Below are 14,580 nucleotides of genomic sequence, written 5' to 3'. Positions count from 1 at the left end.
CAACGCACCTGCGCCACCAACCGGCGGGTGCATGCGGGCGTAAACTCGTGCTACTATTAGCGCCCGCATGAACGCAAATAACAATGAGAATAAAAATCATACAGGAGTTACCGGTGTGAACGTACCCACTCCGACTGAGCGGACGCTTTCGTCCGCACCGCACGCAGCTTACGCCAGTGGCTTCAAACGCATCGCCGGGTTCGGTATCGGCTTGGCGCTGTTGCTGCTGTGCATCATTGCCAGCCTGATGCTGGGTTCCAAAGCCATCCCCTTCCACACCGTCTGGCTCAGCCTGCAAGGCGCCGCGAGCGGTTCCGACAGCACCATCATTCTCAACGCCCGGGTGCCCCGTACGCTGGCGGGCATCTTGGCCGGCATGGCGCTCGGCGCCGCCGGCGCGCTGATTCAGGCCTTGACGCGCAATCCGTTGGCCGATCCCGGCGTGCTCGGCATCAACGCCGGCGCCAGCTTCGCCGTGGTCATCGGCATCATGTTTTTCGGCGCCGCCACCACCGAAAGCTATATGGCCTACGCCTTTGTCGGCGCCGCCCTCACCACCCTGCTGGTCTACCTGATCGGCACGCTGGCGGGCGGGCGCATCAACCCGGTGCGGCTGACGCTGGCCGGTGTGGCGATCGGCGCGGTGCTGCTCGGCATCACCACCGGGCTGTCGCTGATCGATCCGCAAACCTTCGACCAACTGCGCTTCTGGCAGGCCGGCACGCTGGATATCCGCACGCTATCCACGCTGCCGGTCACCGCCCCCGCCATTTTGCTCGGCTGCCTGCTGACGCTGCTCATCGCCCGGCCGCTGAATACCATCGGCATGGGGGAAGATCTGGCTATCGCGCTCGGCGCGCGCGTGGTGCTGACTCAGGTCATCGCGGTGATCGCCATCACGCTGCTGTGCGGCGCGGCAACCGCCACCGTCGGCCCAATCAGCTTTATCGGCCTGATGGTGCCGCACATCGCCCGCTGGTGGGTCGGCCCCGACCAGCGCTGGATCCTGCCCTACTCCATGCTGCTGGCGCCGATTTTACTGCTGTGCGCCGACGTGGTCGGCCGTCTGCTGGCGGCCGGTGAGCTGCGGGTTTCCATCGTGGCGGCCTTCATCGGCGCGCCGGTGCTGATCTGGCTGGTGCGCCGCAAGAAAACGCTGGGGGGGCTGTGATGAGTCTGCCCCACACGTTGCATATCGGCCGCCCGGACGGCGTCATCAACTGGCGCATGCCGCTGCGCCTGCTGCTGGTCAACCTTTCGCTGCTGGCGTTGTGCCTGGCGATGGCCGTTGCCGCGCTGTGCTACGGCACGCTGCAGCTCTCGCTGGAGCAGGTCTTTGCCGCGCTCAGCGGCGAGGCGCCGAAAAATCTGGTCACCGTGGTCACCCAATGGCGCTTGCCACGTATCGCCATGGCGCTGCTGTTAGGCGCCGCGCTCGGCATGAGCGGCGCCATCTTCCAGTCGATTATCCGCAACCCGCTCGGCAGCCCGGACGTGATTGGCTTTAACATGGGGGCTTACACCGGCGCGCTGATCGCCATCACCCTGTTCAACGGCGGCTATTACTACATCGCCGGCGGCGCGCTGGCCGGCGGCATTCTCGCCGCGCTGGCCATCTACCTGCTGGCCTGGCGGCAAGGCATCGCCGGCTTCCGGCTGATCATCGTCGGCATCGCCATCAGCGCGGTATTGGTCTCCACCAATACCTGGCTGATCATCACCGCCTCGCTGGAGCGCGCCATGGACGCCGCCATGTGGCAGGCCGGTTCGCTCAACGGCATGACCTGGCAGAAAGCCCAACCCGCCACGGCGTTCATCGTGCTGGCGGCCGCGGCCGCGCTGCTGATGGGCAAACGGCTGCAGCTGCTGGAAATGGGCGACGACACGGCGCGCGCGCTGGGCGTGAACGCCGAAGGCAGCCGGCTGTGGCTGATGCTGTTCGGCGTCACCCTCACCGCCGCCGTCACCGCCACCGCCGGGCCGATTTCCTTCATCGCGCTGGCGGCGCCGCAGATCGCCCGCCGCCTGGCCGGCCAATCCTCGGTCACCCTGACGTCCTCGGCGCTGATGGGCGCGGCGCTGCTGCTCGGCGCCGACGTAGTGTCCCAACATCTTTTCGCACCGATCCAACTGCCGGTCGGGGTCGTGACCGTCTGCATCGGCGGCCTGTACCTGATTTGGCTGCTCATCCGTGAGGCCCGCAGATAATGAAGAATGACAATGCCATGAGCCACCGCCTGCACGCCTCGCATCTGAAGCTGGGCTACGACAATAAAATCATCGCTGACGATCTGAGCGTGGCGATCCCCGACGGCGCCTTCACGGTGATCGTCGGGCCGAACGCCTGCGGCAAATCGACGCTGTTGCGCGCCCTGTGCCGCCTGCTGAAACCCAGCGCCGGCGAGGTGATGCTGGACGGCAAAAACATCAGCAACTTCGCCACCAAGGCGCTGGCGCGCGAGCTTGGGCTGCTGCCGCAAACCTCGATCGCACCGGACAGCATTACCGTGGCGGATCTGGTGTCGCGCGGCCGCTACCCGCACCAGAGCCTGCTGAAACAGTGGACGCAGGCCGACAAACAGGCGGTGGAAGCCGCCATGGCGGCCACCAACGTCAGCCAGCTGGCGGACCGCAGCGTCGACGAGCTGTCCGGCGGGCAGCGCCAGCGCGTCTGGGTGGCGATGGCGTTGGCGCAGCAAACGCCGCTGCTGCTGCTGGATGAACCGACCACCTATCTGGACATCGCGCATCAGATCGAGCTGCTGGATCTGTTCCGCCAGCTCAACCGCGAGCACGGCCAAACCCTCATCGCGGTGCTGCACGATCTCAACCACGCCTGCCGCTATGCCGATCACATCATCGCTATGCGCGACGGCAAGATCGTGGCGGAGGGGAAACCGGCGGAGATCATCACCGCCGAGCTGGTGGAACGGGTATTCGGCATGCCGTGCATGATCATCGACGATCCGCTGTCCCACACGCCGCTGGTGATCCCGCGCGGCCGCTACCACTGCGACACGCCGCAGGCATGAAAAAGGCCGGGTTAACCCGGCCTTCGTTTATCCATGACTAGGGAGCCAACAGCGCCCGCAATCCGTCGAGCAAACCGCCGCGCCAGCAGACGGCATCATGCCCACCGGCGAACACGCGATAATCGACCCGATGCCCCGCCTCCACCAGCGCCCGATGCATTTGGCGATTGACCTGATGAATATCCCTCTCCCCTTCACCGGCTTCCTGAAAGACGCGCAGCGGCGTCGCGGCGCACAAGCCCCGCCGCACCTGTTCAGTCAACCAGCCGACGTCGGCGTCATACTCCACAGCCGGGTTAATCATCGCTTCAATGTGCGGCCACCAGAAAGAACCCGACTGGGTCAATACACAGCCGAAACGCTGCGGCCAATGCAACCCGGCATACAACGCCGCCAACCCGCCGTAACTCTGCCCCGCCACCACCGTGCGCTGCGGATCGTCGCTGTAAGGCGCACGCGCCGCCACCTGCGGCAGCAGCTCCTCTTGCACCGCCCGCCAGAAAGCCGCATTGCAGGCCAATTCTTCCGCACGCCGCGCCATGTCTATCACGTCGATAAACAGATAAAGCGCCGACGGCAGCCTTCCGTTAAGCGTCTCGGCGTCCAGTGCGGAAAAAATCGGTATGCCATGCAGCCAAAATTGCCCGTCCAGCAGTACGACTAACGGGCGGTCTTCCCCTGCGCCGGTGGCGTACAGCCAGATGTTGCGTCGGTTAGCCAATCGTTCGCTGTGCCAAAAGAAGTGCTGCAAACGCCCAGACGCGGCGGGCAATGCTTGCCCGGCGTCCAACGCCCGCCACGCTGATTGATCCGGCGCCGCCGGCAAATGTATCGCAGACAACGGGAAGCCGCGGCTGCTGCAGTGTGGCGCCACCGGATTGAGCGGATCATGGCGCATCAACGGAAACAACGAACACCACCACTGACGCTGCTGCTGCCGACGCTGAGCCGCATCGCCGGTAAAAGCGGGCGGCAGTTGCGCCGTCTCAATGGGTATAAAACTGTAACTGCCTCGCCAATCTTCGCGAACAGTGAACTGCCACCACCAAATATCGCTACCCGGCCGGCGTTCCAGACTCTGTGGCGAAGGGCTGTGATGGTCGGTCACGCAGTTGATATCGACATACACCTTTTTAATCGGCGAGCGCCGTTCATCGCCCCACGGGTCGCGCCAGAAAAAGGTAACGCGCACCTGCGCTGCGGGCAGCGATTCGACGAGCGGCGTTCCCAACTCCGCGACCTGACGCCACCAATCTTCTCCGCCGAGATCGGGCCTTTGCAGCAGGTTGAGCACCAGGCCATCGGCATGAAGCGAATGCATTTTTCCTTTTTCCCCTGTTCACCGCACCCGGCGTTTTTTGTTTTCTTGAATAATGCAAATGGTATTGAGAATCATTTGTATTTTCAATAAAATGTAACCAATTATAAATCAACGCGCCTGAGGTCAACAAGGCCACTTCGAAGCGTGGCTCTGCAAAACGGTAAGCGATTCGTCCACCGTTCATTTATGGCAAGGAACTGCGCAGCCCTTCTCGGCGGCGCCAAATGAAAAAAGACAGCAATAGCTTGATATAAAATTGTTTTTTAAGGGATGAAAAATGTCAGAACACCCCCAAAATACCGCCAATCAACCTCTGCGTCACCCAGCCGCCAAGCTCTTGCTGACCTCAGCCATGCTGCTGGCGCCGGGCGTACAGGCCGGAACCGACAACGTTGAGCGTGATATCACCGTCGTCGCCGGCGCACAGGAAAACGTCACCGCGCCGCTGCAGGGCATCGTCGCCAAAGAAAGCGCGGCGGGAACCAAAAGCGCCGCGCCGTTGGTAAAAACGCCGCAGGCCATCACCGTCGTCACGCGCGATCAAATGGATCAGCAGGATGCGGCTTCCGTCGCTCAGGCGCTGCGATACTCCAGCGGCGTCGTGGCGGAATACCGCGGCACCTCTAACCGCAGCGACGAAGTGATCGTACGCGGCTTTCGTTACGCCCCAAAATATCTGGACGGCCTGAGCTATCAAAGCGGCCAGATCGACCCCTGGCTGCTTGAACGCGTTGAGGTGGTGCGCGGCCCGGCTTCTGTGCTGTACGGCCAGGCCAACCCGGGTGGGCTGGTGGCGATGACCAGCAAGCGGCCCGTCGCCCAGGCTATTCGCAAACTGCAATTGAGCGCGGGCAACCTGCATCAAGGAGAGGCCGCTTTCGACTTCGGCGGCGCATTGGACGAAGATGCCAAACTGCTGTATCGCCTTAACGGCATCGCCGGCACCAAAGAGACCGGCATCAAAGATCACAAGGAAAAACGCTTCGCCATCGCACCGGCGCTGACCTATATCGCCAATGAAGACACGACGTTCACCCTGTTGACCAGCTATCAAAAGGAACCGGAGAACGGCTACCGCAACTTCCTGCCGACCTCCGGCGTGGCGATCAAAAGCAGCGCCGGCTATCTGCCGTATGATTTCAACGTCAGCGATCCCGGTTTCAATCAGGCTCGCCGCGAACAAACCTCGTTCGGCTATATCTTCGAGCACTATATTAACGACGTTTTCTCTTTCCAGCAGAACATGCGTTACACCACGGTGGATGAACGTTACAAATATCTGGTGTTCATGTCGCAAGCCAAAAACAGCACGCTGCTGCAGCGCCGTCCGCAAAAAGATATCGTCAAATCCCATGAGCTGGGGTTGGATAACCAACTGAAAGCGCAATTCAGCACCGGCGACGTCGAGCACAGCGTGTTGACCGGCCTTGACTACAAGTGGAGCAAGGTCAATACCCAAAACTGGCGCGGCGACAGCGCGGGCTATTTCCTCGACTGGACTCGGCCGGTTTACGGCATGCCGGTCAACGAAAGCGCATTGCCGAAGGTCACCGATAACCGCAAGGTGCTGGACCAACTCGGCGTTTATCTGCAGGATCAGATGAGCTACGGCGGTTGGAATTTGTTGTTGTCGCTGCGCAACGACTGGACCGAGCTGCGCACTCAGGACATGTTGAGATCCAGCGACAGTCAGCAAAACGACACCAAGCTGACTGGCCGCAGCGGCCTGCTGTACGCCTTTGACAACGGCATTGCCCCGTACATCAGCTACAGCACATCGTTTGAACCCAACCTCGATACCGGCGCGCCGGGCACCGATCCGTTCAAGCCCACCACCGGTGAACAAACCGAAATCGGCGTGAAATTCCAGCCGAAGAACAGCAACACGCTGCTGACGCTGGCGTTGTTCGATCTGACGCAGAAAAACGTCAGCTCCACCAACCCGGTAACCAAATACAAGGAGCAGATCGGCAAAGTGCGCTCCAAGGGGCTGGAAGCCGAAGTGCATTCACAGCTCACCCCGGCCATCGCGCTCATGGCGGCCTACACCTATACCGACATCGTTACCAAAGAAACCTATGTCGACAATCAGCGCGGCAAGACGCTGGTGATGGTGCCGACGCACGCCGCCTCCGCCTGGGGAACCTACAGCTTCCTGCAAGGGCCGCTGAAAGGCTTCTCCACCGGCGCTGGGGTACGCTACAACGGCGCCAGCCAAGGCGATGCGACCAACACCTACAAAGTGCCGGCCTTTACGCTGTATGACTGGATGGCGCGCTACGAATTGGCAGAAGTGGCTCCGAGCCTGGCAGGCGCCGCGCTGCAGGTTAACGTCAACAACCTGACCGACAAGCATTACGTTTCGTCCTGCGGCGGCGTGGACGCCTGTTTCTACGGCAGCGGCCGCACCGTCACCGCCACGGTCAGCTACAGCTGGTAAAACCTTTGGGCGCCGCATTGCCGCGGCGCCCTGCTTTATTTCTCCAGCGACACCTGCTTGAAGATGTGTTTGCCGAACGGGTCAATCTCGTAGCCTTTCACTTCCTTGCGCACCGGTTCGAAGATGGTCGAGTGCGCGATCATCAGCGCCGGCATCTGATCGTGCATCATCACCTGCGCCTGCTGGTACATCGCCACCCGCTTGGCGTGATCGTTCTCTTCGCGCGCCTGCAGGATCAGCTGGTCGAACGGTTTATAGCACCATTTCGCCGAGTTCGAACCGCCGAGCGAAGCGCAGGTGAACAGCGGCCCGAAGAAGTTGTCCGGATCGCCGTTGGCGGTGGTCCAGCCCATCAGCGCGGTCTGATGCTCGCCGTTTTTAATCCGCTGCAAATATTCGCCCCACTCGAAGGTGACGATTTTGGCGCGTACGCCGATCTTGGCCCAGTCGGCCTGGATCATCTCCGCCATGCGCTTGGCGTTGGGATTGTAGGGCCGCTGCACCGGCATCGCCCACAGATCGATGTCGAACCCCTGCCCCAGCCCGGCCTCCTGCAACAGCTGCTTCGCCCGCTCCGGCGAATACGGGTAATCTTCAAGCTGCGCGTTGCTGCCCCACTGGGTCGGCGGCAGCAGATTCTTGGCCGGCTGGCCGGCGCCGTGGAACACCGCCTCGATGATCGCCGGCTTGTTGACCGCCAGCGCCAACGCCTGGCGCACCTTGACGTTATCCAACGGTTTCTTCTGGGTGTTGAACGCCAGGAAGCCGATATTCAAGCCGGATTTTTCCATCACCTGAAGGTTGCCGTCCTGCCGCATGCGCGCCAGATCCGCCGGATTGGGGAACGGCATCACCTGACACTCGTTCTTTTGCAGCTTGGCGTAACGCACCGTCGCATCCGGCGTGATCGAAAACACCAGCCGGTCGATCTTCGGTTTGCCTTCCCAGTAACGATCGAACGCCTTGTAGAGGATTTTCGCGTCTTTCTGATACTGCACCAGTTGGAACGGCCCGGTGCCGATCGGATCGTTGTCCACCCGCTGCGGCGTACCGGCCTTCAGCATCGCGTCGGCATATTCCGCCGAAAAAATGGTGGCGAAGTACATGCCCAGATCGGCGACGAACGGCGCCTCGGCGCGGGAGAGCTCAAAGCGCACGGTGTTGTCGTCCACCTTGACGATCCGGTCGATCAGCGTGCCGAACTCCATCGACTCGAAGTTGGTGTAGGCGCCGTTGGAGACCTTGTGATACGGGTTGTTGGCGTCCTTTTGCCGCATAAACGAGAAGATGACGTCATCGGCGTTGAAATCGCGGGTGGGCGTGAAATATTTATTGCTCTGGAATGCCACGCCCTTGCGCAGGTGGAAGGTATAGCGCTTGCCGTCCTCGCTCACCTCCCAGCTTTCCGCCAGGCTGGGTTGCAGCTCGACGGTGCCGGGTTTGAAGTCCACCAGCCGGTTGTAGATCGCCGCCGAACTGGCGTCCACCGTGGTGCCGGAGGTGAACAGCTGCGGGTTGAAGCCTTCCGGCGAGCCTTCGGAACAGTAGACCAGCGTATTGGCCCGCGCGCCGCCGGCAATCGCCAACGCCAGCAGCCCGATCGTTATTGCTTTTCTTTTCATTGCGCTATCCCCAGTGGTGAAAAAACAGCCCAACGGTTAGCAATAAATCATGCGGTTAGCGATGTAAAGGACAAATTCCGCGCATAAAAACGGGCAGGCGCGCATGCGGCCTGCCCGGTGAAACGGCGCGAGGATGATGAAATTAAATCATCTGGCTGAAGTTCATCTGCGCCATCAGCTTATAGTTGTCGGCGTAGTCGACCGGAATGGCCACCACCACCGGCCCCTGGATCGCCATCGCCTTGCGCAGCATCGGCCGCAGATCGTCCACCGACTGCACGGCGAAACCGACCGCGCCGCAGGATTCCGCGTAGGCTTTGAAGTCGATCGGCCCAAACTCCACGCCGGATTTGCGCTGGTATTTGTTCACTTCCTGCATCTCCACCATGTTGTAGGCGTTATCGACCCAGATGACGTGCACGATGTTGTTTTTCAGCCGCACCGCGGTCTCCAGCTCCATGCTCGACTGCATGAACCCGCCGTCGCCGGAGATAGACACCACTTTATCGCCAGGGCGCACCAGCGCCGCGCCGATGGCCCACGGCAACGCCACCCCCATGGTTTGCTGGCCGTTGGAGATCAACAGCTGACGGGCGCGGAAGCTGTACAGGTAGCGGGCGATCCAGATATGGAAGCTGCCCATGTCCACGCACAGGGTTACGTCGTCGCTGACGATGTCCTGCAGCTCCTTGACGATGCGCAGCGGGTGGATCGGCATGCCGCCGCGGCGCGCGGCGCGCTCCGCCAGTTCCGTGCGTTGGCGGCCGAGATCGGTGAGGATCAGCTCCACCTCCGGCGGCACGCAGACCGCCTCAGTGAACGTTTCGGTCATCATGTTCAGCGTGGCGCTGATGTTGCCCACCAGCTCGACGTCCGGCCGATAGCAGGTGTCGATATCCGCCGGCAGCACGTCGATGTGCACCAGTTTCAGCCGCCCGTGGCTGTTCCACATGCAGGGATCGTATTCGATCGGATCATAGCCGACGCTGACCACCAGATCGGCCTTCTGCAACAGCTGATCGGCCGGCTGGTTGTTGAACAGGCCGACGCGGCCGGCGAAACGGGCGAAGTGGTTGACGTCAATCACCCCCGCCGCCTGATAGGTGCCGACCACCGGCATATGGGTGCGGTACAGCAGATGGCGCACCGCTTCGCTGTTCTCCGGCCGGCTGGCCTGCAGGCCGAGCAGCAATACCGGGCATTTGGCCTGGCGGATCAGTTTCACCGCCGCCTGAATGTCGTCCGCCGCGGCGGCCCCCATGCGCGGCAAGCGGCAGCCGGCCAGCACCGGCGCGCTGACCGGTTCATTGACGATATCCATCGGCAGGCTGACGAACGATGCCCCCGGCCGGCCGAACTCGGCGCGGCGAAAGGCGTTGGCGATCACCTCGGAAATTGCCGAACCGGCATGCACTTCGGCGCAATACTTGGTCACCGGCCGGAACATGCTGACGGTATCCATGCTCTGGTGCGTCTGTTTCAGGCTGTCGGCGCGCTTCACCGCCCCGCCGAAGGCCACCACCGCGTCCCCTTCCGAAGTGGCGGTGGCCAGCCCGGTGATCAGGTTGGAGCTGCCCGGCCCGGAGGTGACCAGCGCCACCCCGGCCTTGCCGGTCAAGCGGCCGACCGCCGCCGCCATAAAGGCCGCGTTGGCCTCATGCCGCACCACCACCGTTTCAATCGATGGCGCGTCCTCCAGCGAGTCGAACACCCGGTCGATCTTGGCGCCCGGAATGCCGAAAACGTGTTTGACGCCCTGCGCTTCCAGGTTTTTCACCACCAAATCGGCGCCGCATTGCCAGTCATTGCCTGTTTTTTCCTGTGCCATGGTTCCACCTCCTAAGAAAACGATCGCCGGGGTTAGCCCTCGGCGGAACGAATCGCGCGATCCAAATCCTCTGGGCAGAGGTTGGCGCGCAAGAAATCCGCATCATGCGGTAACTGAAGATTGAGACGCGTGATGACGCCGAACTGCAGACGGCCATGATCGAGCTGGTAGTCCAGCACGTGGCCGCCGCCGCTGCGGTCGTCGGTAACGAAGTGTTCGTGATAGCCGGCCACGCCGATGCCCTGCATGTAATCCGGCGAGCGGAAACCAACCAGCGTGCCGCGCCGCTGATGGAACGAGAAGGTCGGCTGCTCTTCTATCGCCTCCAGCATCGGGCGGTAGGGCCGCTCCTGGCGCGGCACGGTGCGGGTTTCCACGTGGCTGAACTCGCCGTCGACCCGCACCGCGCAAAACAGGTTCGGCGAGGCGACCTGCTCGTCGATGCACTGGTGCAGCTGCGCCTTGGTGATCGGCCGGTCGAATTGCTGGCTGACGCTGGGCTGGAAAAAGGTGACGACGGCGAAGGGGGTTTGCTGTTGCAGGCCGGCCGGCCGGGCGCTGCCGTCGGCGCGCAGCTGGTGTATTTCCTGGTCGAAAGCGATCAGTTCGCCGTCCAGGTGATTGAAGGTGCCGAGGCCGAAATCGCCGTGCTTGAGCAGCTCGGCAATGGTGGTTTCACCCTCGTAGACCCCGTCGATGAGCGCGCTCATCAGCGAGATTTGATAGATTTCGCCCTCACCGGCGATGATCGACTGCCTGGCAAAACCCTGCGCCAAATGGCGCGCACAGGCACACCCGTGTTTTTCGTTCATGACTGACTCCTCCACCAGCGCGAAACCGCGGTTCCGCGCGTTCAAAAGACCCACCGACGGTGAGCCAAGATGCCCCCCAAGGCGCGTTCATCAGTTGGAACGATTCAGCCTGAGGCGACAAAAAAACCGGCACGGCTGGCCGGCCGATAACCAGGCATCAGATCAGAATGAGATAAAGTAAAGGCTTACTAATCATTAAGACTGAACCGGTTATCAAATTGAACGGTTAATCTGGTGTTGGAGCGACAATCAACTCCGCAGGCGGCTCACGCGGCCTGGGAAAAACATCTGCTATTTGGTGCTAAGCGCCGCGAGGTTTATGCGTTTTCTCTCTATGCGGCCGGGATGGGACGGCGCCGAAGCCCGTCGTCAACCCGCAGCCAGAGTAGCCGCCGCGCCGCCGGCAGAGAAGCGGGTATTCATAAGAAACGCTTTTGCATATAATGCAAAAATGAATGACGCCCGCTATGTAGAACATCTGCCAATTTTTCTCGACGTCGCCCGCCTGGGCAGCTTTTCCGCCGCTGCGCGCCGGCTGGGCATGGTGCCCTCCTCGCTGGTGCGCCACATCGATGCCCTGGAAAGCGCGCTCGGCGCCGCGCTGTTCGTGCGCTCCACCCGTGGCCTGCTGCTGACCGACGCCGGCGAGCTGCTGCTGACGCGCGCCGCCGCGCTGATGACGGACATCACCGGCCTTCGCGCCGAGCTGAGCGCGCTGAACGAAACGCCGCAGGGCACGCTGCGCATCAGCTGCCTGCCAACCTTCGGCAAAACCTATGTGCTGCCGCTGCTGCCGACGCTGGCGGAACGCTACCCGCAGCTGTCGGTCGACCTCGATCTGACCGAACGCCAGACCGATCCGACGCAGGAGCGGCTCGACGCCGCCCTCCGCATCGGCGAACAGAAGGACAGCGCGCTGTATGCCAGCCGCATCGCCACCCAACGCTGGGTGATGTGCGCCAGCCCCGCCTACGTCGCCCGCTATGGCCTGCCGGCCGATCTGGAAGCGCTGCCGCAGCATCGGCTGATCGCCCGCTACCACAAGCAGCAGCCGGCCTGCTGGGCGCAGATCCTCGACGCGGCGCTGATGAACCGCTGCACCATGGCGCTGCGCTGCGACGACTTCACCGCGCAGCGCCAGGCCGCGCTGCTCGGGCTCGGCATCGCCTTTCTGCCCAACTGGGTGGTGGGGCCTGACGTGCAGCACGGGCAACTGGTGCAGATGCTCGAAGATCCGCGCCATGAGCAGCAAGGCATCTATCTGCTGCGCCCGATGGCGAAGGTGTCCGCCCGGCTGGCGGCCTTCACCGCCCTGCTGCAGCAAACCCTCGGTCAGCCGCCCAACTGGGGGTAAAGCGGCGTTACCCGGCCGCGCAGCGCCGGGTTGTCACTCTCGTCTTTCAGTTCGACGCCGGTCAGCCGGCGCTGGAACGCCTGCTCCAGCAGCCAGGCCAATTTGAACGCCGCCTGCGGGTAATCCAGCCCCTCGGGGCGCACGTTGGAGATGCAATTGCGCTCGGCGTCCGTTCTGCGCGCGTTCGGCCCCCAGGTCATATAGACACCCAGGCTGTCCGGCGACGACAGCCCCGGCCGTTCGCCGATCAGCACCGCCACCGCCCGGGCCTGCAGGCATTCGCCGATCTCATCCCCCAGCGCCACCCGCGCCTGATGCGCCAGCACCACCGGCGCAACGGTCAGCCCCAGCGTATCGAGATAGGGCCGCAGCGCCTGCAGCAGCGGCAGCGCCTGGCGGTGCACCGCCTTGGAGGAGAGGCCGTCCGCCACTATCAGCAGCAGATCGACGCGGCGCGATGGCGAACCGAGCAGCAGGCTGCGGCTATCCGACGCCAACCGCCGCCCCAGATCCGGCCGGCGCAGATAGGCGGCGCGGTCGGCGGCCTGGCTGTGCACCGCCAGCGTGGGCCAACCGGCATCGTGCAGATCCGCCGCCAGCCGCTCGCTGTCGAAAGGCTGATGCACCGCGTCGCGCGCCTGGGCATGAGCCAGGCCGAAGCGCAGCAGTTCGTCAGTCGGCAGGCTGGCGCCGGTGCGCCCCAGCGCGATGCGCGCATCGGTAAAGGCGCGCAGCGCGTCCCAGCTGTTGGCGTGAACCGGTTTGCTCATGTGCGTTCTCCCTGCAGCGCCAGCAACAGCGGATGATTGGCGGCAGCATCGCGCAGCCGCCCGCGTTCGTCGGTGATGTTCATCGCCGCCAACCAGGCGGCGAACTCTGGCGCGTGCTTCAGCCCCAGCAGCTCGCGGATATAGAGCGCGTCATGGAACGACGTGCTTTGGTAGTTGAGCATGATGTCGTCCGCGCCCGGCACGCCGATCAGGAACGTCAACCCGGCGGCGGCCAACAGCGTCAGCAGCGTGTCCATGTCGTCCTGATCGGCTTCGGCATGGTTGGTGTAGCAGACGTCGCAGCCCAGCGGCAGCCCGAGCAGCTTGCCGCAGAAGTGGTCCTCCAGCCCGGCGCGGATAATTTGCTTGCCGTCATACAGGTATTCGGGGCCGATAAACCCTACCACGGTGTTGATCAGCAGCGGCGAGAAATGGCGCGCCACCGCATAGGCGCGCGCCTCGCAGGTTTGCTGATCGACGCCGTGATGGGCGTTGGCCGACAGGCAGCTGCCCTGCCCGGTTTCGAAATACATCACGTTGTCGCCCAGCGTGCCGCGCCTGAGGCTCAGCGCCGCCTGCTGCGCCTCCGCCAGCAGCGCCAGATTAATGCCGAAGCCGCGATTGGCCGCTTCGGTACCGGCGATCGACTGAAACACCAGATCCACCGGCGCGCCGCGCTCTATCAGCCGCAGCGTGTTGGTCACGTGGGTCAGCACGCAGGATTGGGTGGGAATGGCAAAGCGCTGGATCACGTCGTCCAGCATGTAGTTGAGCTTTTCCAGCAGCGGCAGGCTGTCGCTGGCCGGATTGATGCCGACCACCGCGTCGCCGCTGCCGTACAACAGGCCGTCCAGCATGCTGGCGGCGATGCCCTGCAGGCTGTCGGTCGGGTGATTGGGCTGCAGCCGCACGCTGAGGTGGCCCGGCAGGCCAATCGTATTGCGAAAGCGCGTCACCACCCGGCACTTCTTGGCCACCAAAATCAGATCCTGATTGCGCATGATCTTGCTCACCGCCGCCGCCATCTCCGGCGTGATGCCGGCCGCCACCTGCGCCAGCATGGCGCTGTCCGCTTGCTCGCTCAACAGCCAGTCGCGAAAATCGCCGACCGTGAGGTGCGAGATGGGCTCGAAGGCGGCGGCATCGTGGCCGTCGATAATCAGGCGCGTCACCTCGTCCTGTTCGTACGGCACCAGCGCCTGCTGCAGGAACGTCTTGAGCGGCAAGTCCGCCAGCGCGATGCGCGCCGCCATGCGCTCTTCGGCGCTGTGCGCCGCCACCTCCGCCAGATAATCGCCGGAACGCGCCGGCGAAGCCTTCGCCATCAGTTGACGCAGATCGCCGAAGCGATAGCCGCGTTGGCCCACCGTTGCCTGATACATAGCCCCCTCCCTTGCCCCG

General features: G+C 63.1%; 11 protein-coding genes. 5 read left to right on the top strand and 6 right to left on the bottom strand.

What is annotated here, in order from left to right:
* The first annotated feature begins 115 nt into the window (after positions 1-115).
* Genes fepD through ACSBQQ_RS00260 form a run of 3 tightly spaced genes read left to right on the top strand, consistent with a single transcriptional unit; the run spans position 116 to position 3,032 of the window.
* On the top strand, positions 116-1,171 hold the full coding sequence (gene fepD / locus ACSBQQ_RS00270) for a Fe(3+)-siderophore ABC transporter permease (RefSeq protein ID WP_033635435.1): 1,056 nt from the start codon (positions 116-118) through the stop codon (positions 1,169-1,171).
* A complete protein-coding gene (gene fepG, locus ACSBQQ_RS00265) occupies positions 1,171-2,208 on the top strand; it encodes an iron-enterobactin ABC transporter permease (RefSeq protein ID WP_033635436.1) in 1,038 nt (345 codons plus the stop codon). Before fepD ends, fepG begins: the two co-directional genes overlap by 1 nt.
* 17 nt (positions 2,209-2,225) lie before the next feature.
* Positions 2,226-3,032: an ABC transporter ATP-binding protein gene (locus tag ACSBQQ_RS00260; protein ID WP_033649861.1), complete on the top strand. Its 807-nt coding sequence runs from the start codon at positions 2,226-2,228 to the stop codon at positions 3,030-3,032.
* A gap of 37 nt (positions 3,033-3,069) precedes the next feature.
* Here the strand turns inward: ACSBQQ_RS00260 and fes are convergent, their stop codons facing one another.
* Complete coding sequence (gene fes, locus ACSBQQ_RS00255) at positions 3,070-4,353, bottom strand: enterochelin esterase (protein WP_060427688.1); 1,284 nt, start codon at positions 4,351-4,353, stop codon at positions 3,070-3,072.
* 277 nt (positions 4,354-4,630) lie between these two features.
* Between fes and ACSBQQ_RS00250 the strand changes: the two genes are divergently transcribed.
* Entirely contained in the window at positions 4,631-6,793 is a 2,163-nt protein-coding gene (locus tag ACSBQQ_RS00250) for a TonB-dependent siderophore receptor (RefSeq protein ID WP_060427686.1), read from the top strand.
* 35 nt (positions 6,794-6,828) lie between these two features.
* On the opposite strand, the gene ACSBQQ_RS00245 is transcribed toward ACSBQQ_RS00250, so the two are convergent.
* The 3 genes from ACSBQQ_RS00245 to budA form a co-directional block, all read right to left on the bottom strand.
* Entirely contained in the window at positions 6,829-8,415 is a 1,587-nt protein-coding gene (locus ACSBQQ_RS00245; RefSeq protein ID WP_041036166.1) for an ABC transporter substrate-binding protein, read from the bottom strand.
* A 142-nt stretch (positions 8,416-8,557) separates the two neighbouring features.
* The gene (gene alsS, locus ACSBQQ_RS00240; protein WP_033635442.1) at positions 8,558-10,243 is read right to left on the bottom strand and encodes an acetolactate synthase AlsS; all 1,686 of its coding nucleotides are present in this window, start codon (positions 10,241-10,243) and stop codon (positions 8,558-8,560) included.
* A 32-nt stretch (positions 10,244-10,275) separates the two neighbouring features.
* Entirely contained in the window at positions 10,276-11,055 is a 780-nt protein-coding gene (gene budA / locus ACSBQQ_RS00235) for an acetolactate decarboxylase (protein ID WP_060427684.1), read from the bottom strand.
* A gap of 451 nt (positions 11,056-11,506) precedes the next feature.
* Between budA and ACSBQQ_RS00230 the strand changes: the two genes are divergently transcribed.
* Positions 11,507-12,409: a LysR family transcriptional regulator gene (locus ACSBQQ_RS00230; protein ID WP_033635445.1), complete on the top strand. Its 903-nt coding sequence runs from the start codon at positions 11,507-11,509 to the stop codon at positions 12,407-12,409.
* Here ACSBQQ_RS00230 and eutC read toward each other — a convergent pair.
* Positions 12,388-13,179, bottom strand: a complete 792-nt coding sequence (gene eutC, locus ACSBQQ_RS00225) for an ethanolamine ammonia-lyase subunit EutC (RefSeq protein WP_033649832.1) — start codon at positions 13,177-13,179, stop codon at positions 12,388-12,390. The two genes, ACSBQQ_RS00230 and eutC, sit on opposite strands and share 22 nt — an antisense overlap.
* On the bottom strand, positions 13,176-14,561 hold the full coding sequence (locus ACSBQQ_RS00220) for an ethanolamine ammonia-lyase subunit EutB (RefSeq protein ID WP_033649833.1): 1,386 nt from the start codon (positions 14,559-14,561) through the stop codon (positions 13,176-13,178). Before ACSBQQ_RS00220 ends, eutC begins: the two co-directional genes overlap by 4 nt.
* Positions 14,562-14,580: the final 19 nt, after the last annotated feature.

It is taken from the genome of Serratia sp. G204Y, from assembly GCF_051172435.1.
Taxonomy (GTDB): domain Bacteria; phylum Pseudomonadota; class Gammaproteobacteria; order Enterobacterales; family Enterobacteriaceae; genus Serratia; species Serratia sarumanii.
Note: the sequence above shows the minus strand (reverse complement) of the source record. Positions and strands in the feature narration are given on the sequence as shown.

Coding starts and splice junctions, on each gene's coding strand:
- budA (WP_060427684.1), bottom strand. CDS start 11,055: ATGAACGAAAAACACGGGTGTGCCTGTGCGCGCCATTTGGCGCAGGGT.
- ACSBQQ_RS00245 (WP_041036166.1), bottom strand. CDS start 8,415: ATGAAAAGAAAAGCAATAACGATCGGGCTGCTGGCGTTGGCGATTGCC.
- alsS (WP_033635442.1), bottom strand. CDS start 10,243: ATGGCACAGGAAAAAACAGGCAATGACTGGCAATGCGGCGCCGATTTG.
- eutC (WP_033649832.1), bottom strand. CDS start 13,179: ATGAGCAAACCGGTTCACGCCAACAGCTGGGACGCGCTGCGCGCCTTT.
- fes (WP_060427688.1), bottom strand. CDS start 4,353: ATGCATTCGCTTCATGCCGATGGCCTGGTGCTCAACCTGCTGCAAAGG.
- ACSBQQ_RS00230 (WP_033635445.1), top strand. CDS start 11,507: ATGAATGACGCCCGCTATGTAGAACATCTGCCAATTTTTCTCGACGTC.
- ACSBQQ_RS00260 (WP_033649861.1), top strand. CDS start 2,226: ATGAGCCACCGCCTGCACGCCTCGCATCTGAAGCTGGGCTACGACAAT.
- fepG (WP_033635436.1), top strand. CDS start 1,171: ATGAGTCTGCCCCACACGTTGCATATCGGCCGCCCGGACGGCGTCATC.
- ACSBQQ_RS00250 (WP_060427686.1), top strand. CDS start 4,631: ATGTCAGAACACCCCCAAAATACCGCCAATCAACCTCTGCGTCACCCA.
- ACSBQQ_RS00220 (WP_033649833.1), bottom strand. CDS start 14,561: ATGTATCAGGCAACGGTGGGCCAACGCGGCTATCGCTTCGGCGATCTG.